25 protein-coding genes are annotated in these 23,050 nt (G+C 64.4%); 11 read left to right on the top strand and 14 right to left on the bottom strand.

Translation table 11 applies throughout. The features are described 5' to 3' along the window. Positions 1-27: 27 nt before the first annotated feature. From AB0366_RS04200 to AB0366_RS04160, 9 genes are all read right to left on the bottom strand, one after another. Positions 28-1,185: an MCE family protein gene (locus AB0366_RS04200; protein ID WP_366242807.1), complete on the bottom strand. Its 1,158-nt coding sequence runs from the start codon at positions 1,183-1,185 to the stop codon at positions 28-30. Then, positions 1,182-2,330, bottom strand: a complete 1,149-nt coding sequence (locus AB0366_RS04195; RefSeq protein ID WP_366242806.1) for an MCE family protein — start codon at positions 2,328-2,330, stop codon at positions 1,182-1,184. The genes AB0366_RS04200 and AB0366_RS04195 overlap by 4 nt, the downstream gene beginning before the upstream one ends. Then, the gene (locus AB0366_RS04190) at positions 2,327-3,424 is read right to left on the bottom strand and encodes an MCE family protein (RefSeq protein ID WP_366242805.1); all 1,098 of its coding nucleotides are present in this window, start codon (positions 3,422-3,424) and stop codon (positions 2,327-2,329) included. The genes AB0366_RS04195 and AB0366_RS04190 overlap by 4 nt, the downstream gene beginning before the upstream one ends. Continuing rightward, positions 3,421-4,431 carry an MCE family protein gene (locus AB0366_RS04185; protein WP_366242804.1) on the bottom strand — a complete coding sequence of 337 codons (1,011 nt, stop codon included), beginning with the start codon at positions 4,429-4,431 and terminating at the stop codon, positions 3,421-3,423. The genes AB0366_RS04190 and AB0366_RS04185 overlap by 4 nt, the downstream gene beginning before the upstream one ends. Then, positions 4,428-5,453 carry an MlaD family protein gene (locus tag AB0366_RS04180; protein ID WP_366242803.1) on the bottom strand — a complete coding sequence of 342 codons (1,026 nt, stop codon included), beginning with the start codon at positions 5,451-5,453 and terminating at the stop codon, positions 4,428-4,430. Before AB0366_RS04180 ends, AB0366_RS04185 begins: the two co-directional genes overlap by 4 nt. Continuing rightward, a complete protein-coding gene (locus tag AB0366_RS04175; protein WP_366242802.1) occupies positions 5,450-6,721 on the bottom strand; it encodes an MCE family protein in 1,272 nt (423 codons plus the stop codon). The genes AB0366_RS04180 and AB0366_RS04175 overlap by 4 nt, the downstream gene beginning before the upstream one ends. Before the next feature lie 8 nt (positions 6,722-6,729). Beyond that, positions 6,730-7,596, bottom strand: a complete 867-nt coding sequence (locus tag AB0366_RS04170; RefSeq protein ID WP_366242801.1) for an ABC transporter permease — start codon at positions 7,594-7,596, stop codon at positions 6,730-6,732. Between the two features lies 1 nt (position 7,597). Continuing rightward, entirely contained in the window at positions 7,598-8,338 is a 741-nt protein-coding gene (locus AB0366_RS04165) for an ABC transporter permease (protein ID WP_366242981.1), read from the bottom strand. An 80-nt stretch (positions 8,339-8,418) separates the two neighbouring features. Continuing rightward, positions 8,419-9,507 (bottom strand): ferredoxin--NADP reductase, encoded by a 1,089-nt coding sequence (locus AB0366_RS04160; protein ID WP_366242980.1) that lies wholly within the window; start codon positions 9,505-9,507, stop codon positions 8,419-8,421. A 111-nt stretch (positions 9,508-9,618) separates the two neighbouring features. Here AB0366_RS04160 and AB0366_RS04155 point away from each other — a divergent pair, with 111 nt between their 5' ends. From AB0366_RS04155 to AB0366_RS04125, 7 genes are all read left to right on the top strand, one after another. Next, positions 9,619-10,623 carry an alpha/beta hydrolase gene (locus tag AB0366_RS04155; RefSeq protein WP_366242800.1) on the top strand — a complete coding sequence of 335 codons (1,005 nt, stop codon included), beginning with the start codon at positions 9,619-9,621 and terminating at the stop codon, positions 10,621-10,623. Further along, positions 10,623-11,501, top strand: coding sequence for an SDR family NAD(P)-dependent oxidoreductase (locus AB0366_RS04150; protein ID WP_366242799.1), 879 nt, complete (start codon positions 10,623-10,625; stop codon positions 11,499-11,501). Before AB0366_RS04155 ends, AB0366_RS04150 begins: the two co-directional genes overlap by 1 nt. A 1-nt stretch (position 11,502) precedes the next feature. Then, the gene (locus AB0366_RS04145) at positions 11,503-12,423 is read left to right on the top strand and encodes a ferritin-like domain-containing protein (RefSeq protein ID WP_366242798.1); all 921 of its coding nucleotides are present in this window, start codon (positions 11,503-11,505) and stop codon (positions 12,421-12,423) included. After that, positions 12,420-13,943: an NAD(P)/FAD-dependent oxidoreductase gene (locus tag AB0366_RS04140; RefSeq protein WP_366242797.1), complete on the top strand. Its 1,524-nt coding sequence runs from the start codon at positions 12,420-12,422 to the stop codon at positions 13,941-13,943. The genes AB0366_RS04145 and AB0366_RS04140 overlap by 4 nt, the downstream gene beginning before the upstream one ends. 166 nt (positions 13,944-14,109) lie before the next feature. Beyond that, complete coding sequence (locus AB0366_RS04135; RefSeq protein WP_121871055.1) at positions 14,110-14,847, top strand: MerR family transcriptional regulator; 738 nt, start codon at positions 14,110-14,112, stop codon at positions 14,845-14,847. A gap of 76 nt (positions 14,848-14,923) precedes the next feature. Beyond that, positions 14,924-15,130, top strand: a complete 207-nt coding sequence (locus tag AB0366_RS04130; RefSeq protein WP_121871054.1) for a hypothetical protein — start codon at positions 14,924-14,926, stop codon at positions 15,128-15,130. Positions 15,131-15,180: 50 nt separating this feature from the next. Beyond that, a complete protein-coding gene (locus AB0366_RS04125; RefSeq protein ID WP_366242796.1) occupies positions 15,181-15,756 on the top strand; it encodes a YdcF family protein in 576 nt (191 codons plus the stop codon). A gap of 10 nt (positions 15,757-15,766) precedes the next feature. Here the strand turns inward: AB0366_RS04125 and AB0366_RS04120 are convergent, their stop codons facing one another. Together AB0366_RS04120 and AB0366_RS04115 are read right to left on the bottom strand one after the other, a co-directional pair. Further along, on the bottom strand, positions 15,767-16,132 hold the full coding sequence (locus AB0366_RS04120) for a CrcB family protein (protein ID WP_128644961.1): 366 nt from the start codon (positions 16,130-16,132) through the stop codon (positions 15,767-15,769). Next, entirely contained in the window at positions 16,129-16,524 is a 396-nt protein-coding gene (locus AB0366_RS04115; protein ID WP_237669011.1) for a CrcB family protein, read from the bottom strand. The genes AB0366_RS04120 and AB0366_RS04115 overlap by 4 nt, the downstream gene beginning before the upstream one ends. A 150-nt stretch (positions 16,525-16,674) precedes the next feature. On the opposite strand from AB0366_RS04115, the gene AB0366_RS04110 reads away from it, so the two are divergent. Genes AB0366_RS04110 through AB0366_RS04100 form a run of 3 tightly spaced genes read left to right on the top strand, consistent with a single transcriptional unit; the run spans position 16,675 to position 19,302 of the window. Further along, positions 16,675-17,007: an STAS domain-containing protein gene (locus AB0366_RS04110; protein WP_032396377.1), complete on the top strand. Its 333-nt coding sequence runs from the start codon at positions 16,675-16,677 to the stop codon at positions 17,005-17,007. A gap of 21 nt (positions 17,008-17,028) precedes the next feature. Beyond that, positions 17,029-17,484 carry an ATP-binding protein gene (locus AB0366_RS04105; RefSeq protein WP_121871050.1) on the top strand — a complete coding sequence of 152 codons (456 nt, stop codon included), beginning with the start codon at positions 17,029-17,031 and terminating at the stop codon, positions 17,482-17,484. Positions 17,485-17,514: 30 nt separating this feature from the next. Then, on the top strand, positions 17,515-19,302 hold the full coding sequence (locus tag AB0366_RS04100; protein WP_366242795.1) for an ABC transporter ATP-binding protein: 1,788 nt from the start codon (positions 17,515-17,517) through the stop codon (positions 19,300-19,302). Between the two features lie 16 nt (positions 19,303-19,318). Here AB0366_RS04100 and AB0366_RS04095 read toward each other — a convergent pair whose 3' ends face one another. Next, positions 19,319-19,717 carry a hypothetical protein gene (locus AB0366_RS04095; protein ID WP_366242794.1) on the bottom strand — a complete coding sequence of 133 codons (399 nt, stop codon included), beginning with the start codon at positions 19,715-19,717 and terminating at the stop codon, positions 19,319-19,321. Positions 19,718-19,807: 90 nt separating this feature from the next. Next, positions 19,808-20,317 carry a low molecular weight phosphatase family protein gene (locus AB0366_RS04090; protein WP_366242793.1) on the bottom strand — a complete coding sequence of 170 codons (510 nt, stop codon included), beginning with the start codon at positions 20,315-20,317 and terminating at the stop codon, positions 19,808-19,810. A 143-nt stretch (positions 20,318-20,460) separates the two neighbouring features. Between AB0366_RS04090 and AB0366_RS04085 the strand changes: the two genes are divergently transcribed. Further along, positions 20,461-21,819: an Hsp70 family protein gene (locus AB0366_RS04085; protein ID WP_366242792.1), complete on the top strand. Its 1,359-nt coding sequence runs from the start codon at positions 20,461-20,463 to the stop codon at positions 21,817-21,819. 10 nt (positions 21,820-21,829) lie between these two features. On the opposite strand, the gene AB0366_RS04080 is transcribed toward AB0366_RS04085, so the two are convergent. Next, positions 21,830-22,768 carry an endonuclease/exonuclease/phosphatase family protein gene (locus AB0366_RS04080; protein WP_366242791.1) on the bottom strand — a complete coding sequence of 313 codons (939 nt, stop codon included), beginning with the start codon at positions 22,766-22,768 and terminating at the stop codon, positions 21,830-21,832. Positions 22,769-23,050 lie beyond the last annotated feature (282 nt).

The raw sequence follows: 23,050 nt of genomic DNA, 5'->3' as shown, positions 1-23,050 counted from the left end.
TGGTGAGACTTGAATGGGTGGGGCAGGTCAGCCGCCTGTCGTGCGCTCTTGTCCGGTGGCCCCAGGAGGAGGACCTCCGGTGTCGTCGCCGGGTGGACGCGGGACGTTCTGCGCCCCGCGCACCTGCAGCCCTGGGTCGGTGCTGTTGCAGTACATGTACTTCAACGGCGGTGCCATGGCATCGATGGACGGCGACACCGTCGGGTTGAGGTAGTCGCAGGTGGGCCGCGGATAGGGATCCGCGACGACGTTCAGTTGGTTGTCGCGCCCTGCGAGTCCGAACGCGCCTGCACCGGCAGACATGGCGGGGAACAGCGCCTCGATCGCGGGTGTGCGTAGCCGGGCGGCTCGGGCGATCCGCGCCAGGTTCTTCAGCAGGTCTCCGCCCGCGTTGCGGTTCTCCGCGATGGCCGTCCCGGCGGAATCGAGTCGGGCCGGTGTGTCGTCGAGCAGAGCCCTGACCTCTGCATCCGAGGCTGCCAACTGATCCGCCAGCGATCTGCCGCCGATCGCCAGCCTGGTGATGTCGAGCTCGATGTCGGACACCGTCCGAAGCAGCGTCCGGCCGGTCCGAATCAGCGTGATCGTCTCGGGAAGAACCGAATCGAGTCCGGTCAGCAATGCCCCGCCGCCGTCGATGATCGCCTGCAGCTGCGCGGTGCCTCCTGCCGTCGCGGCGTCGAGTTCGTCGATGATCGACGACAGCTGCGTAGGGTCGATCTGACTCACGAGATCGGTGACACCGACGAGCATCGTCGCGAACGGCACCGGGGTACTCGTCCGATTCCGTTCCACCACATCGCCGTCGACCAGATATGGGGCGTCGTTCGACTCGGGACGGAAGTCGACGTATTGCTCGCCTGCCGCCGACAGAGCCGCTACGACGACGGTGCTGTCGGCCGGAACGAGATGTCCGGCGGCGATGTCCAGCGATGCCTCGACGCCGTCCGCGGTGATGTCGACCGAGGCGACTCGACCGATGCGCAGTCCGCGTAGTGAGACGTCGCCGTTCGCCTGCAACCCGCCGGAGTCGGAGAGCCGCAGCGTGATTCGGTAGTCCTGTGCGAACGGATCGATGCGCAGCGCACCGATGGTCAGGTAGGCCGCTCCCACGGCAAGAACCAGCGCGAGTGCAGTGTTCGAGACGAGGACCCGGTGCCTGTGGGCCCAGCTGCGCAGCGTCATCGGCCCGTCCCGTCCGAATTCGGTGTACCGGTCGGAGTCGGCTGCTCGATGGTGGGTGCCGGAGTCAGGCCCTGCCCGGTGACGCGCCCGTACACGCGGTTCAGGGTGTCGGTGAGGCTCCCGACGAAGTCCTCGCCGTCCTGGGCACCCGGCCAGTGGCTCGACGGGTCGTCGAGCGCAGCCAGACTCAGCCACGACAGCCGGACGTAGATCGCGATGGAATTGCCCTTGGTGTTCGATGTCAGCTTCGGGGCGAGTTGCTCGAGCTGCTTCATCGTCGCGTCGAGGTCGTCTCCGATCGCCGCTACGTCCGCGAAAGTCTGCTCGGTCCCGACGAGCAACTCACGCAACGCCGAACCCGCTTCGTCGGTGAAGATACCGAGCTTGTCGGCAGCGCCGCCGGCGGCAATGAGGACATCGATGATGCCCGCGCTGTTGTCGGCCAGGGTGCGCGTGAGTTCGGGGAGCTGCTGCGCGATTGCGTCGATCGCCTCGGTGCGGGTGCCCAGAACCGAGCTGAGCTCCTGCGTCCTACTGAGCATCGAATCGATCTCTGCCGTGCGCTGATTCAGATCCGCTACGGTTGCGGTGAGCTCTGTGATGATGTTCGACGCGTCGCCGCTGTGCCCCGCCGTAGCCGTGTCCAGTTCTCCGATGATGGTCTGCAGTCGGTTCACACCACCTCCGTTGACGACCATCGACGCCGAGGCGAGCAGTTCCTCGACACTTGCCCCCGCCGACGTAGACGCCACATCGATGGTCGAGCCGGGCTGCAGACGCGCGGTGCCGGGCTGCGCGATCGACGATGTCGACGACAGCGAGACGAACACATCGCCGAGTGGGGTCGCCTGTCGAAGTTCGGCGCGAACGTCGGCCGGAAGTACCACGCCCGAGCGGATACTCATCGACACGACGGCCGTGTAGTTCGACGCGTCGATCTGCTCCACCTGCCCCACGTCGACTCCGCCGAGTTTGACCTTCGCCTGCTGCGGCAGGTTGAGGGCATCGGTGAAGACGGCGTCGATGCGGTACGAATCGGAGCCGACACCCGGACTCGGTAGGGGTAGGTCCTCGAGAGTGGTGCTGCACCCGGCCAGCAACGCGGCGGCGGCAAGGGTGGTGAGCGACTTCGTCCACGACGTCATGGTCGGCTCAGCCCCAGCAGTGCAGCCGAGATTCCGAAGTCCGGCCCGAAATCGTAGACACGCCCGGTGCGGCAGCCCTCCGACTTCAGTTGGATTCGCTGACAGAACTGGTTGACCAACTCCGTGTCGAACAGCGTTCTGTCGGTGAGGAAGTGCACACGCAGTGCTCGCGACACCGGGTCCGTCGCGTTCTCCAGATTGCGAAAGAGTGTCGGTGCCGTGTCGATGGTCTCGGAGAGTTCGCGGCCGTGATCGGTCAGCCCGGAGACGGCCGTCTGCAGATCCGCGAACAGAGTCGGGAACGCGGACCGGTTGGTCTCGATCAGACCGGCGAGTTGACTCGCGATCCGATTGACCTGTGCAACGGTATCGCCCAGCGCGACCGACTGATCACCGGCTTCGCCGAACACCTGCGCCATGTCGGCGGAGAAGTCGCGAATCTGCGTATCGTTCTCGGCCGCAACGCGGCTCAGATCACTGACCGAGGAGATCAGGCGAGTCAACGAATCCTCGTTGTCGACTCCGACCGCGAGCGCTGCGGACAGGTCGTCGAGGGTGGTGCGAATCCTGCCGCCGTTCCCCGTCAAACCCTCGTCCGCCAGTGCCAACAGATCCGCGACGGGACGATTGCCGTCGCTGCTGTCTGCGAGAGTGGTCGATAGTTCGGTGACAGCGGCGAGCACCCTGTCGATCTCCACGGGGACATGCGTTCTGGCCAGCGGCACGTGAGCCCCGTCCTCGACGACAGGCCCGGAGCCCGAGTACGGCGGCGTCAGCTCGACGTGCCGGTCGGTCACCACCGACGTCGAGATCGTCGCCACTTCGAGATCGGCAGGTAACTGCACCGACCGGTCGACGGTCATGGTGATCCGAACATGTGGACCCTGGGCGTCGATGGTGTCGACCGTTCCCACCGCCATACCCAGCACCGAGACCTCGTTTCCCTCGTAGAGTCCGGCAGCATTGTTCAGATCTGCGGTGATCGTGATGGTTCCGCCGGTGGCGTCGGATATCGATCGAGGCAGGCCACAGCCCGCGCCCAACATCAACACCACTGCGCACGCGGCTCCGGTGATACGAATCCTGGTTCTCATCGGCATCCCTGCACTACATCGGCGGCGCACAGCCAGTTGTCCGGGAGCAGCGACCACGGAGTGGCGATGTCGACGTACGGACCGTTGCCGGAGGCGTTCGTCAGCTGTCGTACTGCAATCGGCAGTCCTTCGTAGACTCGTCGCAGTGTGTCGTCGTTGTTCGCCAAACCTCGGCTCAGTGCTGTCAATTCCGTGATCAACGGGTCTATCGCAGCTCTGTTCTCGGCGAACACGGCATCGAGTCGAGCGGTGAGCGCGTCGGTGGTCACGATGAGGTTCGCCACTGTTTCTCGCTGCGAGACAATGGCTCCCGACACCGCTGCGCCTTGTCCCAGCATTGCCATCAAAGCAGTGCTGTTCTCCGACAACCGTCCGGTCACCTGGTCGGCGTTCTCGAGCAACGCGGCTATCTGGTCCCGACGATCGGCGATGACCCTCGACAGCGCCGAGATGCTCTCCAAGGCCTGACCCGTCAGTTCGGGGGTGCCCTCGAGTTGATCGGCCAGCGTGGTCAGTGACTCACGCATCGCCCCGGCGTCGATCTGCTCGATCACCGGGGTTCCCGTCTCGATGGTCTTCTGCAGATCGAAGGGAACTCGGCTGTGCGACAGAGCGATCGGGTCCTCGCCGAGCGGGGTTGCACCGTCGGGCGAGAGTGAGACGTAGCGCGAACCCAGGATGGTGGACAAGGTGATCTCGGCCGTGGTCTCCGAGCCCAGGCTCACGGACTCGTCCACCTGGAGTTCGACCACGACGTGATCACCTGCCAATGAAAGTGCGTCGACCTTGCCCGAAGACACACCTGCAATGCGTACGTCGTCGCCCACTCGCAGCCCGGCGGCCTGAGCGAACAGGACGGCGACCGTGCGTGTTCCGACTCCGGCGTGTTGGTAGGCGATCACCGTTGCGAAGACCAGGACGATCACCGAGATTCCTGCGATACCGCGCCAGAAGTCCGCGCCCATGGTGGGCGGTGACAACCGAAAACGTCCGAGTCGAAGCTTCATTCGAGACATACCTCCGAATGCTGATTGCCGCCGATCTGGCTGAAGATTCCTGGTGGGAGGAGCACACCGGCGAAGCTCACATCCAGATTGCAGGCGTACATGTTGATGAAGCTGCCGTTCTCCGTGATGCGTGAGAACGAAGCCAGCAGCGCGGGCAGAACTCCGATCGACGTCCGTAGCTGTGCGCCGTCGCCGTTGACGAGATCTGTTACGTCTGCGAGCCGGTCGATGGTGCCCGCGAGCGACGGCCGCAGATCATCGACCATCTCGGCGACGGGACCGGCGGTGTCCCCCAGAGTGCGCACGGTGTTGGTCAACGGCCCTGCCTGTGCGTTGAGATCGGTCATCAATCGCTCCGTGGACTCGATCAAGGTGGTCGTCTCTGCACCGCGATCGGCGAGCCCGGCGAGTACTTCCCCGAGGTTGGTCACGATCAGCCCGAGTATCTCGTCCTTCTCGGCGAATTCTGTTGCCAATGCGGTGCTTTGAACGATGAGACTGCTGATCGAGACGCCGTCGCCCTGCAAGGTCGCCACGATCGACTCCGAAAGTGAGTTGACCTGCTCGGGATCGAGCACGCTGAAGAGCGGTTGAAAGCCGTTCAGAAGAGCTGAGACATCGAACGACGGCTCGGTGCGATCGGTTCCGATGGTGGTGCCGGGATCGACGGTCCTGCCTCGTTCCCCGGTGGTGTCCAATGCCAGGTACCGCTGACCGATCAGGTTCTGATATTTGATCGAGACGATCGTGTTCTCGAACACGGTCTGGTCCTGCTCGAGGACGAAACGTGTTCGAGCCGTGTGCCCGTCGAGCGAGACGTCCTCCACTTTGCCCACCCGAACACCTGCGATGCGGACGTCGTCACCGCTCTGTAGCCCGGACGCATCCTCGAACAGTGCCGAGTATGTGTTCGTCTCGCCTGCGACCGATCGTCCGAGTGTGGTCCAGATGAGGGAGGTGACGGCAATGGCACAGACCATGAAGATGCCGAACCCGATGAGTGGCCTGCGGATCGACGTCATCGCGCACCGACCGGATCGGCGTCGACGGCGATGGTCTGGCCGCGCAGCAGCGGCCCGAGCAGGATCACCGATGTCGTATCGGCGGGCCTACCCAAAACTTCGCCGATGACCGACTTCTCCTGGTCGCTGCCGACGGGTCCGATGTTGCCCGGCGAGTAGACGATTCCTTCGGCCGACGCTCCCGTGCTGCCGGTCGTGACAGTGCGACCACCAGACGCCCCCGGTGCCGTGGTGCAACTGGCTCCAGCCATGTCGCCGTAACGCGGGCAGTCTTCGCGGGTGTACGGAGTGAAGGGGGTGGCGGTGATGTCGATCGACCAGATCAGTCGGCCGTTGGGGCCTGTGAACGCCTTGTTGAATCCTTCCAGCGTCTGCCCGAATGCGCGCACGCCTGCGGGAAGGTCGTCGCCGTTGACGGCCAATGCGCCCATCACGGGATCGAGGTCTCGAACCAGTGAGATGGCACCCGAGAGGTTGGGGGCCAACGCTGCGTCCAGACCCGACGTGGCACCCGCGGCACTCGTCAGGAACGCGGCCAGCTGAGCACGTTTGTCGACGAGTGTCGCGGCGGGAACCAACGAGCTCTCCAAGGTGTCCAGCAGCTGCGGTGCAGTTCTGCTCAGGCTGCCGATGGAGGCGTCGAGCAGGTCGATATCCGCTGTCAGATCGGGGATCTCGGCGCGCAGCGTCGTGAGGTACCTGCTGGCTGTCGAGATGGACGTGCCGATGGATTCTCCGCGGCCGTCGAGGGAATCGGCCAAGGTAGTCAGGACCGAACTCGACTTCTCCGGGTCGATCGCCGTCAGCACATTGCGCAGGCTCGTCATCGCGGTCTGCAGTTCGAGTGTTTCCCGAGAAGAATCACCGGTGATGATCGATCCCGATTCGATCCCGCTGCCCGGGCCGGTGTCCACCAACTCGATCGAGGAGACCGCGAAGATGTTGCTGGGAACGACCCGCGCGGTGACGGTGTTCGGGATCGTCTCGGCGCGTGCAGGATGCAACCGAATGGTCACCGTCGTCGTTCCCGCAACGCGGTCGACGCCTGCGACAGCACCGACCAGCACGCCTCGGAACTTCACGTCCGCGTTCTGCGGGAGGCCGTCACCGAGCGAGGGGAGCATCGCGACGACATCGACTGTATCGCGCCAGATTCCGGTGTAGCGCGCGAGCAGAGCGCCGGCGATCGCGCTCATCGTCAGGAGCACACACAGGCCTCGAAGCACGAGCGTGGACAACGTGGGTGACCTACCTCCGACATCGAACATGCGCGCCCCTATCCCGAGATCCGAATGCCGGGATCGGATCCCCACATCGCCAGTGTCATCAGAGTGTTGGCGAAGATGACGACGATGATGCTGGTGCGGATGGCCTTGCCCGCCGCAACACCGACACCCTCGGGCCCACCGGAGGCGTAATAGCCGTAGTAGCACTGAATGATCGTCGTGAGGAGCACGAACACAACGGCTTTGGATACCGAGTAGAGCACGTCCTGGACGGAGAGGAACGAATGGAAGTAGTGCAGGTAGGTGCCGGCCGACTGGCCGCTCTGGACACCGACCACGATCTGGGCCGTCAGATAGCTCGCGCTCAAACCGAGCACGTAGAGGGGCAGAATCGCAATGACGGCGGCCATCATTCGGGTGCTGACGAGGTAGGCGAGGGGATCTATGGCAAGTGATTCGAGCGCATCGATCTCTTCGCCTATGCGCATGGAGCCCAGTTGCGCGGTGAAGCGGCAGCCGGCCTGCGCGGCGAAGCCGATCGCCGCGATCAGCGGTGCCAGTTCACGGGTGGTTCCGAAGGCGGACACTGCACCGGTCAGTGGGCCCATACCCAGGAGATTCAGGGCGGTGTATCCCTCTATCCCGACGGTTGCTCCGGCGAATGCCCCGAGCAGAACGATGACGCCGATGGTGCCGCCGCCGACGACGATGGCACCGTTGCCCCAGCTGACGTCCGACAGCAGTCGCCACAGCTCCGGTCGATATCGCCGCAGCGTGTAGGGCATCGAGGCCACGGATCGGCCGAGGAAGGTCGCCTGGTGACCCATGGTGGCCAGCGCGCGGGTCGGGCCTGCAACAGCGGTTTTGGCCGTGGCGACGACCGGCCGGACCAATGGCGGTGTGTACCGGGAGGCCATGTCAGATCAACCGCGCAGGGAAGACGATGGTGTAGAGCTGAGTGAAGAGCACGTTGACCGCGAAGAGCAGGATCACCGAACTGACCACGGCGGCATTGACCGAATTGGCCACACCGCCCGGGCCACCCCTGGTGTTCAATCCCTTGTCGCAGGCCACGATTGCGACGATCGCGCCGAACACGAGCGATTTGATCAGTGCGAGTACCAGATCGCCGATGGTGGCGAACGACGCGAAGGTGCCCAGATAGCTGCCCGGTGTGCCGGATTGAACGAAGACATTGAACATGTAGCCGGTAATGAATCCGACGAAACACACGCTTCCGCAGAGCAGGACACTGACCAGCATCGCTGCCGCCAAGCGCGGCACCACCAGGCGCTGCAGGGGCGAGATCGCCATGACTTCCATGGCGTCGATCTCGTCCCTGATGGTGCGCGAGCCCAAGTCTGCGCAGACCGCGGATCCGACCGCGCCGGCCAGGAGCAGTGCGGTCACCAGTGGCGCACCCTGTCGGATGATTCCGAGTCCGTTGGCGGCCCCGGCGAAAGACGTGGCACCTACCTGACCGGCGATGGCACCGACCTGGACCGAGACGATGACGCCGAAGGGGATGGCCACGAGCAACGTCGGGATGACGGAAGTGTTTGCCATGAAGGCGCATTGACGGATGAACTCGGCGAAGGGAAAACGGCGGTGTGCGATGTCCGAGGTCAGCGATCGACCGGCCTTGACGCCCATCGACATCTGACGTCCGAAGGTGGAGACGGCGACAACAGGGTGTCGCCGCAGGTAGTTCGAGGCCGTACGGCCGATCCCCGTGGACATCAGCGGTCGAACACCGCACGAATCGGCTCGGCGGCGGGTATCGACTGGCACGCCAACCGGACCCCGTGCCCGAGTTCGTACTCGTCCAGTGTCTCGTTCGCGAGCATCGTCACCGACCCCGCCGTCAAGGTGTAAGCGCAGCCGCCGCAGGTGCCTTCACGGCAGACGTACGGCGGATCGAGTCCGAGCTCGAGCAGGCGGTCGAGTAGCTTGGTGTCTGTATTCCACTCGAATTCGGTTGCCGTCCCATCGATCTCGACCTCGGCGGTAACGAAGTCCGCAGTCGATCCGGACGTGGCCGGGGATTCGCTGGGCTGAAATGGGTTCGACTCGAAGGAAGCGAACAGCTCGCGGTGGGTACGGCGAACCGTCACGCCGGTGCCCGCGAGCCATTCTTCCGCGACGTTCATGTACGGCGGCGGACCACAGAGGAAGGCCTCGCAGTTGTCGGTCACCTGGGCCCCCATCGAGGCCAGTCCTGCTGCAGTGGGGAGTCCCGATTCCGAGGTGAACCAGTGGTGGACGTCGAGTCGATCGGGGAACCGAGACTGCAACTCTGCCAACTGTTCCGCGAAGATCACCGACTCGCGGTCCTGGTTCGCGTAGACGAGGGTCATCCGGTTGCCGTGTCGGAACAAGGCGGTCTTGATGATCGACAGCATCGGGGTGATTCCGCTGCCCGCGGCCATCAGCACGAAGTCGGAGTCCCAGCTCTGTGGACCGAACATGCCCGACGGTGCCAGCGCGTTCAGTTTCATCCCGCGAATTGCGTTCTCGTGCAGCCACTGTGACGCGAGTCCGTTCGGGATCCGCTTGACGGTGACGGTCGGCTGGGTATCGCGGACCGGGGAGCTCGAGAACGAGTAGCAGCGCGCCAGGGATCCCTCGTCCGAGCAAGGGATTTCGAGGGTGAGGAACTGCCCCGCTTCGTACGAGAACTGCGTGGCCAGGTGTTCGGGGACGGTGAAAGTCAGCGAGATCGCGTCCTCGGTCTCGTGCGCGACCTGGTCGATCTCGAGTGCGACGATCCTGGTCGCGGTGTCGTCCTCGCGTGCTGCGAGGTTTGCCGGTGGTCGGCTTCCGAACATCGTCACCAGCTGCTCCTCAGGGCTCGAAGTGTGTCGGTCGTCACTGTTGCACACTTCGCCACTAATTAATAGGCCATTGACAAATGGCGAATAGGGAGTGAAGGTGACGTCGTGAGTTCAACCACAGATGTTGCCTTCGTGCCCACCGGTATCGCAGCCGTCGGGTCACCGCGAGCCCGAGTGGCAGCCTTCGCCACTCGATGGTCCCTGCGGCCTCTGACCAGCGCCCTACCGACGAACCGCAGAGGTATCAGGGTCTCCCGACGCATCGTCGCCGCATCGATGAACCTGTTCGGTCCCGTTCCGAGAGGAACGTCCGTGGACCTCGTTGCAGACGGTTCCGTCCGCGGCGAATGGGTCCGCGCAGCCGGTGTGACACCGGGGGAGCGCGTGATTCTCTACCTCCACGGCAGCGCGTACGTCATCTGCTCGGCCCGCACGCATCGTGGGCTGACCGCGAGGTTGTCGAGGTCCACCGGCCTGCCGGTGTTCACGGTGGACTACCGGCTGGCACCGGAACATCCGTTTCCCGCAGCGGCCGACGACATCGAATCGGCCTACCGCCGGCTCCTCGAACAGGGGTACCGCGCAAAGAACATCGTCATCGCGGGAGACTCGGCAGGCGGCCACCTCGCCGCAGACCTGATCATCGAGAACGACCGAACCGGGACGCCGCAGCCGGGTGCAGTGGTGCTGTTCTCGCCGTTGATCGATCTCGACTTCGAGCTCTCGGCGCAGACCGAGCGAATCCGCAAGGACCCGATGATCTCTGCGGCATCGGCGCGAGCACTCGTAAAGCTCTACACCGACGGCAACGCGGCCGACCTTCCGCGGCTGCGGCTCGACCTCGCCCTCGTGCGAGACCTGCCACCCACGTTGATCCAGGTGGGTGGAGCCGAGATGCTGCGCGCCGACGCGCGGCACCTGCACTCGATGATCGACATGGCCGGCGGCAGCAGCGAACTCGAGATCTGGCCCGATCAGATGCACGTGTTCCAAGCTCTCCCGAGGTTGATACCCGAGGCCGAACTCGCGCTCGAGCGTGCAGCCGAGTTCATCGCCCATACGCTCGACAACCAAGTCGTACAGGATGATTCGAAGGAACAGGTGAGCTGATGAGGACCAAGGCCGGAAAACCCTCGTACGGGTCGAGAGCGGTGGTGACCGGCGCAGGTAGCGGCATCGGCCGCGCCTTCGCACTCGAACTGGCCCGCCGCGGAGGCGTCGTCATGTGCGCCGACATCTCACTGCCCAGAGCGCAGGAGACGGTCGCCATGATCCACGCACTCGGCGCCGAGGGATACGCCGTCGAGTGCGATGTGTCGATTCGTGAGAACGTCGAGGAGCTTGCGCTCCGTGCTGCCGTCGAATTCGACGGACCGACGACTGTGGTGATCAACAACGCCGGAGTCGGGATCGGCGGAAAGCACGTCGGAGAAGTCGGTTTCGAGGATTGGAACTGGGCTCTGGGGATCAACCTGTGGGGCGTGATCCACGGCTGCGAGGTGTTCACCCCTGGGCTGCGTGCCGCAGGCGAGGGCGGGATCATCAACGTCGCCTCCGCCGCGGGCTTCGCCGCCGCACCGTTGATGGGGCCGTACAACGTGGGTAAGGCCGCGGTGATGTCGCTGTCGGAAACGATGGCCGCGGAGCTGTCGGGTACCGGTGTGCGCGTGTCGGTCCTGTGCCCGACGTTCGTCAAGACCAACGTGGCCGTCGACGGCCGAATCACGTCGAGTTCATCACGGTTGGCCGAGTTCGCGATGCGCTGGACCGGACGTTCACCCGACAAGATCGCGATCAGAACCCTCGACGCATTCGACCGGGGTCGGCTGTACGTGGTGCCCCAGTTCGACGCCAAAGCCGTCTGGCGGTTCAAGAGACTGCTGCCTGCGGTGTACGTGCGAGTACTCGGATTGTTGAACCGCGTGATGCCCGCCGAACAGGTACCCGCGAAGACCGAAACACTCACTTCCACAACCTCAGGAGCCTGACATGGCAATGGATTTCGACGACATGCTGACCAAGATCAAGGACCGTCAATGGGCGCTGGCCGATATCGATTGGGACGGACCGGGTGCCGAGACGATCAGCCCTGAGCTGCACGCCAAGCTCAAGCCTTTCATGTCCGATCTCATGTGGATCGAGAACGTGGGAGCACGGGGTTTCGCAGCGATGGCGCTGAAGGCACCGACCGAGACGCTGGCCGAGATCTATCGCTACTTCCACGCGGAGGAGCAGAAGCATGCCAACGCCGAGCTCGCTCTCATGCGACGTTGGGGCATGCTCGACGGCGACGAGATGCCCGAGCCCAACATCAACGTCAAGCTCGTCATCGACTGGCTCGACAAGCATTCCGACGGGCTGTCGCTGGCCGTGTTGGGGACCGTCATACCGATGCTCGAGGTGGCGCTGGACGGCGCACTGGTGAAGTTCATCATGGACGAGATCAACGATCCGGTGTGTCAGGCAGTCTTCAAGAAGATCAACTCCGACGAATCACGCCATCTGGCAGTCGATTTCGCCGTCATAGAACTGCTCGGACATTCACGGATGCGCAAGATTCTGGTCGACACCGTCGGTGCGTGGATGAACCCGGCCCTCATCGTCGGAACGCTTCGCTACATCCCGCTGCTGAACAAGATGCGCGACAACATCGTCGAGATGGGCGTCGACGAAGAGCGGCTGTACACCGCGATGAAGCGGTTCAAGAGTGTCGGCGAACGCAGTCCTCAGGCGCTCCGGGTGCCGATGTATCGAATCGTGCAGTGGCACGGCAGCATCGTGATCAATCGCAAGCACCCGTATCACCTCCTGGCGGACGGACTGGTGAAGCTCACTCGCCGGTACCCGAGCAAGACCCTCAATTCCGAGCCCACCTGGGCAAAGGAACTGACCTACGAGCCCGTCGCATGAACGGATTCGATGTGCGTGAAGGTGTGTTGGACGCGGTGATCGTCGGTGCAGGATTCGCCGGAATCGGTACCGCCATTCGATTGCGCAACAGTGGAATCGAGGATTTCGTCATCCTCGAACGCGGTAGCGCGGTCGGTGGAACCTGGCGAGACAACACCTACCCGGGCGCAGCCTGCGACATCCCGTCCCGGTTGTACTCGTACAGCTTCGCGCCCAATCCGAACTGGTCGCACACCTACTCCGGTAGCGGTGAGATTCTCGACTACATCCACACGATGGTGGACGAGTTCGATATCGAGTCGCGTATTCGATTCGGACACAACGTAGTCGACATCATCTGGAACGAGGCGTCCGGGCATTGGCACCTGAGCATCGACGGGCGCGCCGATGTTCGAGCGCGCACGGTGGTGATGGCGTCGGGTCCGCTCGCCAATGCCAGCCTGCCGAACATTCGCGGCATCGACACCTACGAGGGGCACAAGATCCACAGTGCGCGGTGGGATCACGACTTCGACTTCGCCGGCAAGAAGATCGCCGTCGTCGGAACCGGAGCCAGCGCAGTGCAGATCGTTCCCGAACTTGTGAAGATCGCCGATACGGTCAAGGTGTTCCAACGCACCCCGGGTTGGACGTTGCCCAGAATGAATCGAAAGACGCAGCCGGGCACCAAGCGTCGATACGCGCGATACCCGCAGACACAGACGCTGGCACGTTCGCTGTGGTTCTGGGGACACGAGTCCGTCGCACTCGGTGTCGTCTGGAAGACCCCGTTGACCCGGATTGTCGAACTCGTCGGTCGAGTGCATCTGCGTCGTCAGGTGCGCGATCCCTGGCTGCGGCGGCAACTGACACCTCGCTTCCGGGCCGGGTGCAAGAGGCTGCTGATGACGAGCGACTACTACCCGGCGCTGCAGAAGCCGAACTGCACGCTGGTGACGTGGCCGATCGCGACGCTCTCACCCAAGGGAATTCGCACCGTGGAAGGCGTCGAGCATCAGTTCGACGCGATCGTGTTCGCCACCGGATTCGACGTCTCGAACACCGGGACCCCCATACCGATCACCGGACGCGACAGCCGTGTGCTGGCCGACGAATGGAGCGCAGGGGCCAAGGCGTACAAGAGCATTGCCGTGTCCGGCTACCCGAACATGTACTTCACTTTCGGCCCGAACTCCGGTCCCGGCCACAGTTCGGCACTGGTGTACATGGAGGCTCAGATCGACTACATCGTCGAGGCGATCTCCCTGGTGCTCGACGGCGATCTGCACAGCTGCGACGTTCGGCAGGACGTGCAGGATTCCTACAACGCCGAACTGCAGCGCAAGCTCGGCAAGACCACATGGAATTCCGGCTGCAGCAGTTGGTACCTCACCGAGGACGGCTTCAACGCCACCATGTTCCCCGGGTTCGCGACGCAGTACGTCAACCAACTCCGACGCGTCGAGCCCGGCGATTACACCACCATCCCGCGCGGCGTCGGCCTCGATTTCGAGCCCACCCCGGCCGTCGCACACTCCTGAAGACACGAAGGAATCAGAGAATGGGCATTCTCCCGAAGAATCCGGCCGAGGTGCACAAGCTGCCGAGCGCGCATCCCGTGCGATGACGTACCGACCCGGCTCCCTCTTTCGTCGCGTGATCGGTGTATATCCTGTGGGTCGACGCGCGGCGGAGGTAGGGAGCTCGGTGGAGTATCGAATCGACGACTTGGCCCGGGAGGCCAAGACGACCACTCGCAACGTGCGGGCGTACCAGGAACGCGGACTGTTGCCGCCGCCCACGCTCCGAGGACGAGTCGGCATCTACGGCGACGACCATCTGACGCGGCTGAAGATGATCGATTCGCTGCTGCAGCGCGGTTTCACCTCGGCGCACATCGCCGATTTCCTCTCGGGCTGGGAGCAGGGCAAAGACCTGAGTGAAATCTTGGGCCTTCAGGAAATCGTGACCCGTAAATGGTCGTCGGGCGAGACCACGGTCATTCCCGTCGAACTGATCGCTCAATTTCTCGGCGAGGACAACGACCACATCGTCGCGCGACTGATCGAAGCGAAGCTGATCAGAATCGACGGCGACCAGTGCGAGATTCTCGACCCCACTCTCCTCGAAGTCTTCGTCGATCTGAGCCAGTACGGCTTCACCCTCGAACAACTGCTCGACCAACACGAGAGAACCGCGTCGAAGATGAACGCCATCGCCGAGTCGATGGTGGGGAGCGTGACCGACCACTTGATCAGCCAGCACGGTCCGGGTTGGCTGCCGAAGTCGGGGGAGGTGGCCGAGACCACCGAGATGTTCGAGAAGATGCGCAGTCTGGCGATGAAATCTGCGCAAGCAGAGTTGGCCCGTGCCCTCGATCGCGTCCAGGAACAGGCGCTGAGCGACTACCTGTCTCAGACACTGTCCAGGCAGAACGACCAGTAGCGGTTTGAAGACTGCGACAATCGGACATACCTGGCTCCCGACAGCCGAACGGCGGCTGACCGCCTAAGGGGGCACCATGAGATTCGTGACATTGATCGTTCTCGTCTGGCTGATAGTCGGCGCATTCGCGTCGTACCAGCGTGGAGACTTCGAGAGCACACCCGAGAACTGCGCAGGCGCGGGCACCATCGCCCTCACCGTCGTCGCAGGACCGCTCAACTACTTCGGCGTCAATCCCGAGGTCTCCGACTGCAACGTCACAGTGCCTCAGCCGAGCGAGTGATCTGAGTCGCTGATCGCGCGCCCGCGGTGCACCTTCCCTAACCTGGTGAGGTGTTCCGCGGACGGTTGCTGCTGTTTCTCGCCTTCGCGATTCCTGTTGTCCTGGTGTCTGCGATCGGTGTCGGCGGCTACGTCGCGTTCACCAAGGCTCGCGTCGATCCACTGACCACGGCCGACGCCATCGTCGTACTGGGCGGCGAACACGACGGCCGCGAGGCATACGGAATCTCGCTCGCCGAGCAGGGTCTGGCGAAGACGGTGGTGCTCTCCGATCCCTACGGGTCCGGTGACTCGACGATGAAGAAGGCGTGCGAAGCATCCTCGCAGAAGTTCGAGGTGCTGTGCATTCCACCCGTTCCGTCGACCACGCGGGGAGAGGCGATCTTCACCCAGGAACTCGCCCGCGAACGGGGCTGGAACCACGTCATCGTCGTCACCTGGCGCTACCACCTACCGCGCGCCCGCTACATCTTCGATCAATGCTTCGACGGCACCGTCACCATGCGTCCGACGCCACGCACCTACGACTTCTCGCTCGTCGAGTGGGAATTCACCTACCTTTATCAGATCGCGGGATTCGTCAAGGCCGGAGTGCAAGGGCCGTGCGAGGACTCGACGAGCGACTGACGGATCCGAGTCAGAAGATCTTGTGATAGAGCGTGATGCCGGACTTCCACGCCAGGAAGCCGAACATCACCGCGGCGACACCGCCCACCACATTCGCAGCGAAGAACGTTGCAGCGCTGCGATACTGCTGGGTTCGAGTGAGCCGGAGCGTAGCCAGCACCACCGTGGCCATCGGAGCCACCGACGCCAGAAATCCGACGCCCACCAGCGAACGAAACCGGTCCGGGGGATCGAGAGCGAACACCAATCCCAACGCCGCGCACGCCACCAGATTGAGTGCGGACAACCGTCGCCGAGACCTGATCGCGTGCGCGAACACGAACTGCCCGAGCGCAGCGAGTCCGCCACCGGCGGCCACCAGGAGCATCGTCGTCATCGTGTGCTGCCCGGCCTGGGCCTGGTGATCGCCGCACCGAGTGCCATTGCCACGAGCGCCACCACCGGTGTGGCCAGCAGGTAGACAACCGAATTCCAGGCACCGCGATGCGTCACGGCGTGGAATGCGTACAGGCTGAACGTGGTGAACCCGCACGCCAGCCCGAACACTCCTGCTCGGGCAACCGGAGCCGGACGACCCCACAGGTATCCCAACGCCGCACCGACGACGAGACATCCGAACACGTTGACTCCGAACGTGCTCACCAGCAGCCACCTCGGCGATGCCCGCCACGTCCAGACCTCGTACCGCAACGCCGCACCGACCGCGCCGCCGACCGTGACGGCAACATATTCGCCGACCGAACGACGGCGAGATCCGCGACGGTTCACGTCAATGCTGTCCCTCGATCACCGAAGCGAGCCTAACGGGAGTCGGGCCACTCGGCTGAGTGGAAGAAAGTCTGCCAGGGTGCGCCGAGGTAAAGTCTTCGTGTGACTGCGGACGACACGGGCCTCGGGCCCCAGCACTTCGATGTGATTGTGGAATGGCGTGATCAGGACGTGGTTCTTGCAGTGTCCGGTGAACTGGATCTGGTGACCGCTCCTGATCTGTCCGAGTCGGTTGCTCTCGTGCTCGAGAAATCGCCGACGGCTGTGGTGATCGACCTCAGCGATGTGGGATTTCTCGCCTCCGCGGGCATGTCTCTGTTGGCGTCGACGCATCAGCAGCTCGGCGGCGAGGCCGGGTTTGCGGTGGTCGCGGATGGTCCGGCCACCGGTCGTCCCCTCACTCTCGTCGGTTTGGACGAGGTGTTCGGAATCTATGCAACGGTCGACGAAGCATTCGTTGCAATTCATGCGGGTAGATCCTGAACTTTTGGGTAGACGGGATTCATGATGGCGACTCTCTTCGGAGGTGACGACTCACGTACCGACAGTTCGATCTCGACGGCAGGTGCGCGAATGGAAGAACTGCTGTTCACCGGCGAACCTGCCGATGCGGATCGAGCGTCGGAGCTTCGTCGTGAGCTCGGTGACTGGTTGGGCACTGTGGGCGTCGACCCCGATCGTGCATACGACGTGGTGCTGGCCACGTACGAGGCGATAGCGAACAGCGTCGAGCACGCGTATCGAGACCACACCGATCGCGGAACACTCGACATTCGGGTTTCGTGTGCCGCGGAGGGTCGAATAGAAGTGAAGGTGACCGATCGCGGGGACTGGGCATCGCACAACTCCGATCCCAACCGCGGGCGAGGGGTGCCGCTCATGCGGGCGTTGGCCGACAGCGCCGCCGTCACCTCGGACCAGAACGGTACGACCGTGCACATGATCTGGGACGCGATCTAGACCGACCCTTCCATCCGGCACACTGGTGCCATGGTCGACGTGCAGATCGCTACCGCAGAGAGGAAGAAGATCACGGTCCCGAATCTGCGCGTGCTGTGGCAATTCGTCCGGCCGCACCGTCGGACCCTTGTCCTGGGCCTGACACTCGGCCTGATCGGCACCGGGGCAGCGCTGGCGACGCCGATGGTCGCCAAAGGAGTGCTCGACGGCCTCGGCACCGACGCATCCCTGATCCAGCCGGTGCTGATCCTGGTGGGTCTGCTGGTTGTCGGTTCGCTGGTGCTGTATCTGCAATGGATCGTGCTGGGGGTCCTCGCCGAACGCGTGGTCCTGGACGCCCGTAAATCCATCGTGCGCAAGTACTTCGGTGCCACGGTGGGAAGTCTGGGAACTCGGCCCACCGGAGAACTCGTCACCCGGGTCACCTCCGATACCGTTCTGCTCCGCGAGGCCACGTCGAATGCGTTGGTGGCCATAGTCAACAGTGTGGTCGGCCTCGTCGGCGCACTGATTCTCATGGCCGTGCTCGATCTGGTGCTGCTCGGCGCGATCGCCTCGGCCATCATTGCGATCGCGGTGCTGTTCGCGCGCCTGATGCCTCCGATCGCCGTCGCGCAGCGGCAATCCCAGGAAGCGGTGGGCCGCCTCGGCGGAATTCTCGACGGCACGCTGCGGGCCATTCGTACCGTCAAGTCCAGCAGGGCCGAGGCCCGCGAATCGGAGCGAGTCATCTCCGAGGCGCGAATCTCCGCCCAGCACAGCGTCCGGGCGGTCAAGATCTCCGCGTTGGCATGGACGTTCGCCGGGGGCGGAGTACAGCTGGCGATCATCGGAATCCTCGGTCTCGGCGGCTATCGCGTCAGTACCGGGGCATTGGCCGTGTCCAGCCTGATCGCGTTTCTGCTGTACGCATTCCAGGTGATGGGACCGGTGTCCACGCTGGCCACGAACATCACCGCACTGCAGGCCGGAATGGCCGCGGCTGCCCGTATTCGCCAGATCGACGATCTGGTCACCGAAAAAGGTGAGACGGGTTCGACGCGGTCGGCGAAGAGCGAAGCGCCCGCTCCGGCTCTCGAATTCCGCAGCGTCACAGCCCGATACGCACCGGGTAGGGAGCCGGCCGTGCGCGGAATCGACCTCGAGGTGCCCGCGCGTGGACACACCGCGATCGTCGGACCGTCGGGAGCGGGCAAGACCAGCGTCTTTTCCTTGATCCTGCGCTTCCTGACGCCCGAGGCCGGCGAGATCAGGCTCGGCGGAATTCCGTACGACGAGCTGACCATCGACGAGGTGCGAGCCCGGTTGTCCTACGTGGAGCAGGAGACGCCGGTGCTCCCCGGCTCGATCCGCGAGAACCTACTGTTCAGCCATCCCGAGGCCGGCGAAGCCGACATCTGGGCGGCGCTCGAGTCGGTGCATCTGGACTCGGCGATCCGCGCGCTGGACGAAGGACTGGACACCGACCTGATCGGATCGACCGTCTCCGGTGGACAGCGTCAACGAATTGCGTTGGCCAGGGCCATCGTTCGACGTCCGGAAATTCTCCTGCTCGACGAGGCAACCGCTCAGGTCGACGGCCGCACCGAGGCGGCAATCCACGAGGTGATCCGATCGATCGCGATCGACTCCGCTGTGGTGACCATCGCGCACAGGTTGTCCACCGTGCTCGACGCCGACACGATCCTCGTGATGGAGGACGGAGTGGTCCGCGCCAGGGGCACGCACTCCGAGCTCATGAACACCGACTCGCTCTACCGAGAATTGGTGGCCGCGTTGCGAATCGGTGACAACACGGCGCTGACGAAGCCCGGCTGACGACCTCTGCCGGTGCCTAGCGCCCGGAGTCGGATTCGGTTTCCGTGGTGCTGCTTTCGTCGTCCGAATCATCCGAATCATCCGAATCGTCCGCGGAGGTGGTGGTGGTCGTCCGGTCCGAGGACGGGGTTCGGCGCGGGCTTCGCGTCGTGGTCTCGGGCCGATCCGGAGTGGTCGTCGTGGGGCGAGCGGTGGTGGGTACCGCGACCTGCCAGGTGGGTGACGGCGGGACGATGACGATCGTCGAGGCCGGCGTCGACTCGACCGAACTCAGGCTGTCCGACTTCAGAGCGGGCGGACGAACCGTCTGGCTCGTGTCGTCGAACGCGCCACCGAGCGCGCCGATGGTCAAGCCCACGGCGACTGCCAGGCCGGCGCTCGCCACTGCTGCCGACGCGATGACCTTGTCGCGCATGCACAGACCCTAACGCCGTGGCCGGACCCGGATGGTCGGCAATGATGCGAGAACGTTACCTCAGCGAGCGGCTCGGTGAGAGATGGACGTTCACTGCGTCGACAACCGCAGAACCTGGGGGAGCGTCTCCGCGATCAACTCCCCGGCCTCCTCGTACACCGAGTGATCGCGCCGATACGGATCGCCGATGTCGAGTGTGTCGACACGGTGCACCGCCCGTGCGTCGGCCAGGGTCGCGATGGAGTGCGCGCCCGACGCGGCGGCGAGACCGGCCGCCTCGAGCAGCGTGAAGGTGCGACGCATCTGCCGCGGTGCAAGCGCCAGGACGGCATCGCGATGTGCCGCCGTCATCGTCAGAACGAGATCGGCGTCGGCAGCGATCGCGGGCGTGAGGCGTCGGGCAACAAAACCGTCCGGGTCACCGCCGAGCTGCGTCAGCACCGTCGCTGCCGTCGGGTCCATGGCGTGTCCGGTCAAGCCCTGCGTTCCGGCGCTGCTCGCGGTCAGCTCGAACCCACCTTCACGCGCGAATGCGGCAGCAAGTCGCTCGGCTGTGGGCGATCGGCAGATGTTCCCGGTGCAGACGAACAGAACGCGCATGGGCGCAACTGTAGTGCTGTGGTCGGGTGCTGCACTGTGCACCACGGGACGCGCTACAGTGAGCCATTGGCAGGGGGATCGAGACTTGTTCGTGACAATGAGTCTCGGCGTGTGTTCACGGGGAAGTCGACCGAAGGCGGGTAATGACCGAAGTTCTCGGTGTGTCGGTGGGGGCCAGTGCAGTGCGCATGGCTCGTCCCGACGCGCGCCCTCAGGATCCGGGTCGCCTCGATTTCCACCACGACACCGTCGACGCCTACTGGGACCGCGCGGAGGAACTGGCCGCCGAATCGATCGGCGTCGTGCTCTCGCAGCCGGGCGACGGTGGACCGGTGCAAGCGACAGGTGTCGCGTACCGGGACCAGCAGCAGTTCGGCGAGATCCAGCAGGCGATGGCGAGTCAGCGGCTCTACAACTACCGGCTGGTTCCCGAGGCGCGAGCAGCGTTGCAGTACCTCGAGGCGTCGGGAGAGCTGGGACACTTCGGCACCATCGCTCTCTACGATCTCGGCAGCTCCGGATTGACGATCAGCGTCATCGACCGCGGTACCGGGCAGGTTCTGCTCGCCGAGCGCACCATCGACATCAGCGGTGACGATTTCGATCGCCTCATCTCGGACAATCAGCTCGCCAAGCAGGGCGTCGACATTGCCGACAATCAGGAACTGAGCGAGTTCACCGCACGGTGCCGCGTGGCCAAGGAGCAGCTGTCGACCAGCGGCGCGGTGTGCCTACCCGGTGACGGCGGCGTGATCCTGATCTCGCGCGAGGCGTTCGAGTCCCTGGTGACCGTTCCCATCGAGTACTCGGCGCGGTTGGTGCGTGACGTGATCGGTCGTTCACCCAAGCACGTCGACGCTCTCTTCCTCATCGGCGGCGGAGCGCGCATTCCGCTGGTCGAATCGATTCTCAGTGCGTGGATCGGCCTCCCCGTCGTCACCCCGGCGAACCCGGAATCGGTGGCCGCACGCGGCGCAGCGCTGCTCGCGACCCCGGTGGCCGATGCACCACGTCAACCGAACCCGCAGCCGGGCGTTCGGCAGTCTCCGTCCGGTCCCGCATCGTTGACCGGGGCTCCGGATTGGTTGAGCCCCGAGCCCACTGCCGACAAGCCCGCCGATTCCAAGCGCAAGGTGCGGGGCGCAGTGCTCGTCGCAGGTGGCCTCGTTGCCGTCGCTGCGCTCGGGTTGTCCCTCGGGTACGGCGGCAGTTCCACGGAACCGACGAGTGCACCGGCGGAGACGAGTACGCCTGCCACCGCCGATCCCACAACGCCGAGGACGAGCGCGCCGCCCACCACCGCGCCGCCGACCACCACCGTTCCGCCGACCACCGAGGCCGCTCAGGCCCCGGCCCGCACCTACTCCGAGCCGGAATACGTGCCGCCCGTCGCACCCGCGCCCGCGCCCGCCCCGCCGCCGCTGATACCCGGCCTGCCACAGATTCAGCTGCCGCAGATCCAGCTGCCCCCGCCACCGGTGATCGAGTTGCCCCGCTTCTAGACACCCGAGGTCAGGGCAGCTGCAACTCCGCGAGAACCGCCAGGTGATCGCTCTCCGGGATCGCCACGGGCTCGACCGACCGGGCGCGGACGTTCTCACTCGTCACCACATGGTCCAAACGCGCGAGCGGACGCTCCGACGGGAACGTGCGGAACAGTCCCGCGCCCGCCCCGTCTGCCGCGTCGGAGAACGGGGACGACGCCAACGTGCGGAACTGCCGATGGTCGTTGGTGGCGTTGAAATCGCCCGCGACGAGCACGGTGCCCTGGTAGGTGTCCATGATCGACCGCATCCGGGCCAGGTCGGCGTCCCACTCGGTGGTGTGGCGCGGCGTGGCAGGAGACATCGCGTGGAACGAGACGACGGTCAGATCCTGCCCGTCGACGGTGGTTTTCGCCTGGACCGGTACGAATCCGAAGTTGTCGAGGCGGGTGCCGTCGGTCAACGGGGTGCGGCTCCACAGCCCGGTGCCATCGGCCACCGGCAGTGCAGCGGTGAAGGAGAACGGTAGTAGGTCGTCGATACCCGCGGCCTGGAGATCGGTCACTTCCTCCGGGGTCAGTTCCTGTACCGCGAGAATGTCGACGTCATTGCTGCGCACCGCGTCGACGATGGACTCGGCGTCTGCGTCGCCGTGCGCGACGTTGATCGTCAGGACCGACAGTTCAGGGCCGGTGTTGTCCGGGCCGTCGGCGAGGAACATCGGCACCTGGACGCCGACGACGGCGACGGTGAGCAGTACTGCGACTGCCGACCCGATGCGGGAGCGCGCTGCGGCGAACAGGATCACGGCGATGATCGAGGCGACACCGAGATACGGTGCCCCGACGACGAACGCAACAAAAGTGATCTCCGTCACACCAATCTGGCGAACGAGGAACATTCCGAATACGACAGCGAGCAGAGCCCAGCCGATGACCAGCGCTGCGCTGGACGCGAAACGGCGCATCGCGCTCGTGCCTCCTATTGCGTGCCCGAGTTGGGCGTGGATGTGTCAGGTGTTGTCTACACTCGGCATGTGCCCAGCTCAGAGCCTCTATGCAAGTGCCATCACGAACAAGCTGCGCACCAGCATTACCGGCGCGGAACCGACTGCTCGCTCTGTGATTGCCCCCGTTACCGGGGGCGGATGTCGTTGTTGTCGAGATGGTGGCCCAGAAAATAGTTTGCCCGGGCAAAAACAATCCTACCGTCCGATCGAGTGCGAAGAACAAACCGATTCGTTAGGATT

The organism is Rhodococcus sp. NPDC076796 (assembly GCF_040702765.1).
Lineage (GTDB): Bacteria > Actinomycetota > Actinomycetes > Mycobacteriales > Mycobacteriaceae > Rhodococcoides.
The sequence above is the reverse complement of the archived record's forward strand: the minus strand, read 5'-3'. Positions and strand labels throughout refer to the sequence as shown.

What these genes read in the sequence shown, in the direction of transcription:
- AB0366_RS04200 (WP_366242807.1), bottom strand. Translation starts at nt 1,185, where the DNA reads ATGACGCTGCGCAGCTGGGCCCACAGGCACCGGGTCCTCGTCTCGAAC.
- AB0366_RS04195 (WP_366242806.1), bottom strand. Translation starts at nt 2,330, where the DNA reads ATGACGTCGTGGACGAAGTCGCTCACCACCCTTGCCGCCGCCGCGTTG.
- AB0366_RS04190 (WP_366242805.1), bottom strand. Translation starts at nt 3,424, where the DNA reads ATGAGAACCAGGATTCGTATCACCGGAGCCGCGTGCGCAGTGGTGTTG.
- AB0366_RS04185 (WP_366242804.1), bottom strand. Translation starts at nt 4,431, where the DNA reads ATGAAGCTTCGACTCGGACGTTTTCGGTTGTCACCGCCCACCATGGGC.
- AB0366_RS04180 (WP_366242803.1), bottom strand. Translation starts at nt 5,453, where the DNA reads ATGACGTCGATCCGCAGGCCACTCATCGGGTTCGGCATCTTCATGGTC.
- AB0366_RS04175 (WP_366242802.1), bottom strand. Translation starts at nt 6,721, where the DNA reads ATGTTCGATGTCGGAGGTAGGTCACCCACGTTGTCCACGCTCGTGCTT.
- AB0366_RS04170 (WP_366242801.1), bottom strand. Translation starts at nt 7,596, where the DNA reads ATGGCCTCCCGGTACACACCGCCATTGGTCCGGCCGGTCGTCGCCACG.
- AB0366_RS04165 (WP_366242981.1), bottom strand. Translation starts at nt 8,338, where the DNA reads ATGTCGATGGGCGTCAAGGCCGGTCGATCGCTGACCTCGGACATCGCA.
- AB0366_RS04160 (WP_366242980.1), bottom strand. Translation starts at nt 9,507, where the DNA reads ATGTTCGGAAGCCGACCACCGGCAAACCTCGCAGCACGCGAGGACGAC.
- AB0366_RS04150 (WP_366242799.1), top strand. Translation starts at nt 10,623, where the DNA reads ATGAGGACCAAGGCCGGAAAACCCTCGTACGGGTCGAGAGCGGTGGTG.
- AB0366_RS04145 (WP_366242798.1), top strand. Translation starts at nt 11,503, where the DNA reads ATGGCAATGGATTTCGACGACATGCTGACCAAGATCAAGGACCGTCAA.
- AB0366_RS04140 (WP_366242797.1), top strand. Translation starts at nt 12,420, where the DNA reads ATGAACGGATTCGATGTGCGTGAAGGTGTGTTGGACGCGGTGATCGTC.
- AB0366_RS04130 (WP_121871054.1), top strand. Translation starts at nt 14,924, where the DNA reads ATGAGATTCGTGACATTGATCGTTCTCGTCTGGCTGATAGTCGGCGCA.
- AB0366_RS04120 (WP_128644961.1), bottom strand. Translation starts at nt 16,132, where the DNA reads ATGACGACGATGCTCCTGGTGGCCGCCGGTGGCGGACTCGCTGCGCTC.
- AB0366_RS04105 (WP_121871050.1), top strand. Translation starts at nt 17,029, where the DNA reads ATGATGGCGACTCTCTTCGGAGGTGACGACTCACGTACCGACAGTTCG.
- AB0366_RS04100 (WP_366242795.1), top strand. Translation starts at nt 17,515, where the DNA reads ATGGTCGACGTGCAGATCGCTACCGCAGAGAGGAAGAAGATCACGGTC.
- AB0366_RS04095 (WP_366242794.1), bottom strand. Translation starts at nt 19,717, where the DNA reads ATGCGCGACAAGGTCATCGCGTCGGCAGCAGTGGCGAGCGCCGGCCTG.
- AB0366_RS04090 (WP_366242793.1), bottom strand. Translation starts at nt 20,317, where the DNA reads ATGCGCGTTCTGTTCGTCTGCACCGGGAACATCTGCCGATCGCCCACA.
- AB0366_RS04085 (WP_366242792.1), top strand. Translation starts at nt 20,461, where the DNA reads ATGACCGAAGTTCTCGGTGTGTCGGTGGGGGCCAGTGCAGTGCGCATG.
- AB0366_RS04080 (WP_366242791.1), bottom strand. Translation starts at nt 22,768, where the DNA reads ATGCGCCGTTTCGCGTCCAGCGCAGCGCTGGTCATCGGCTGGGCTCTG.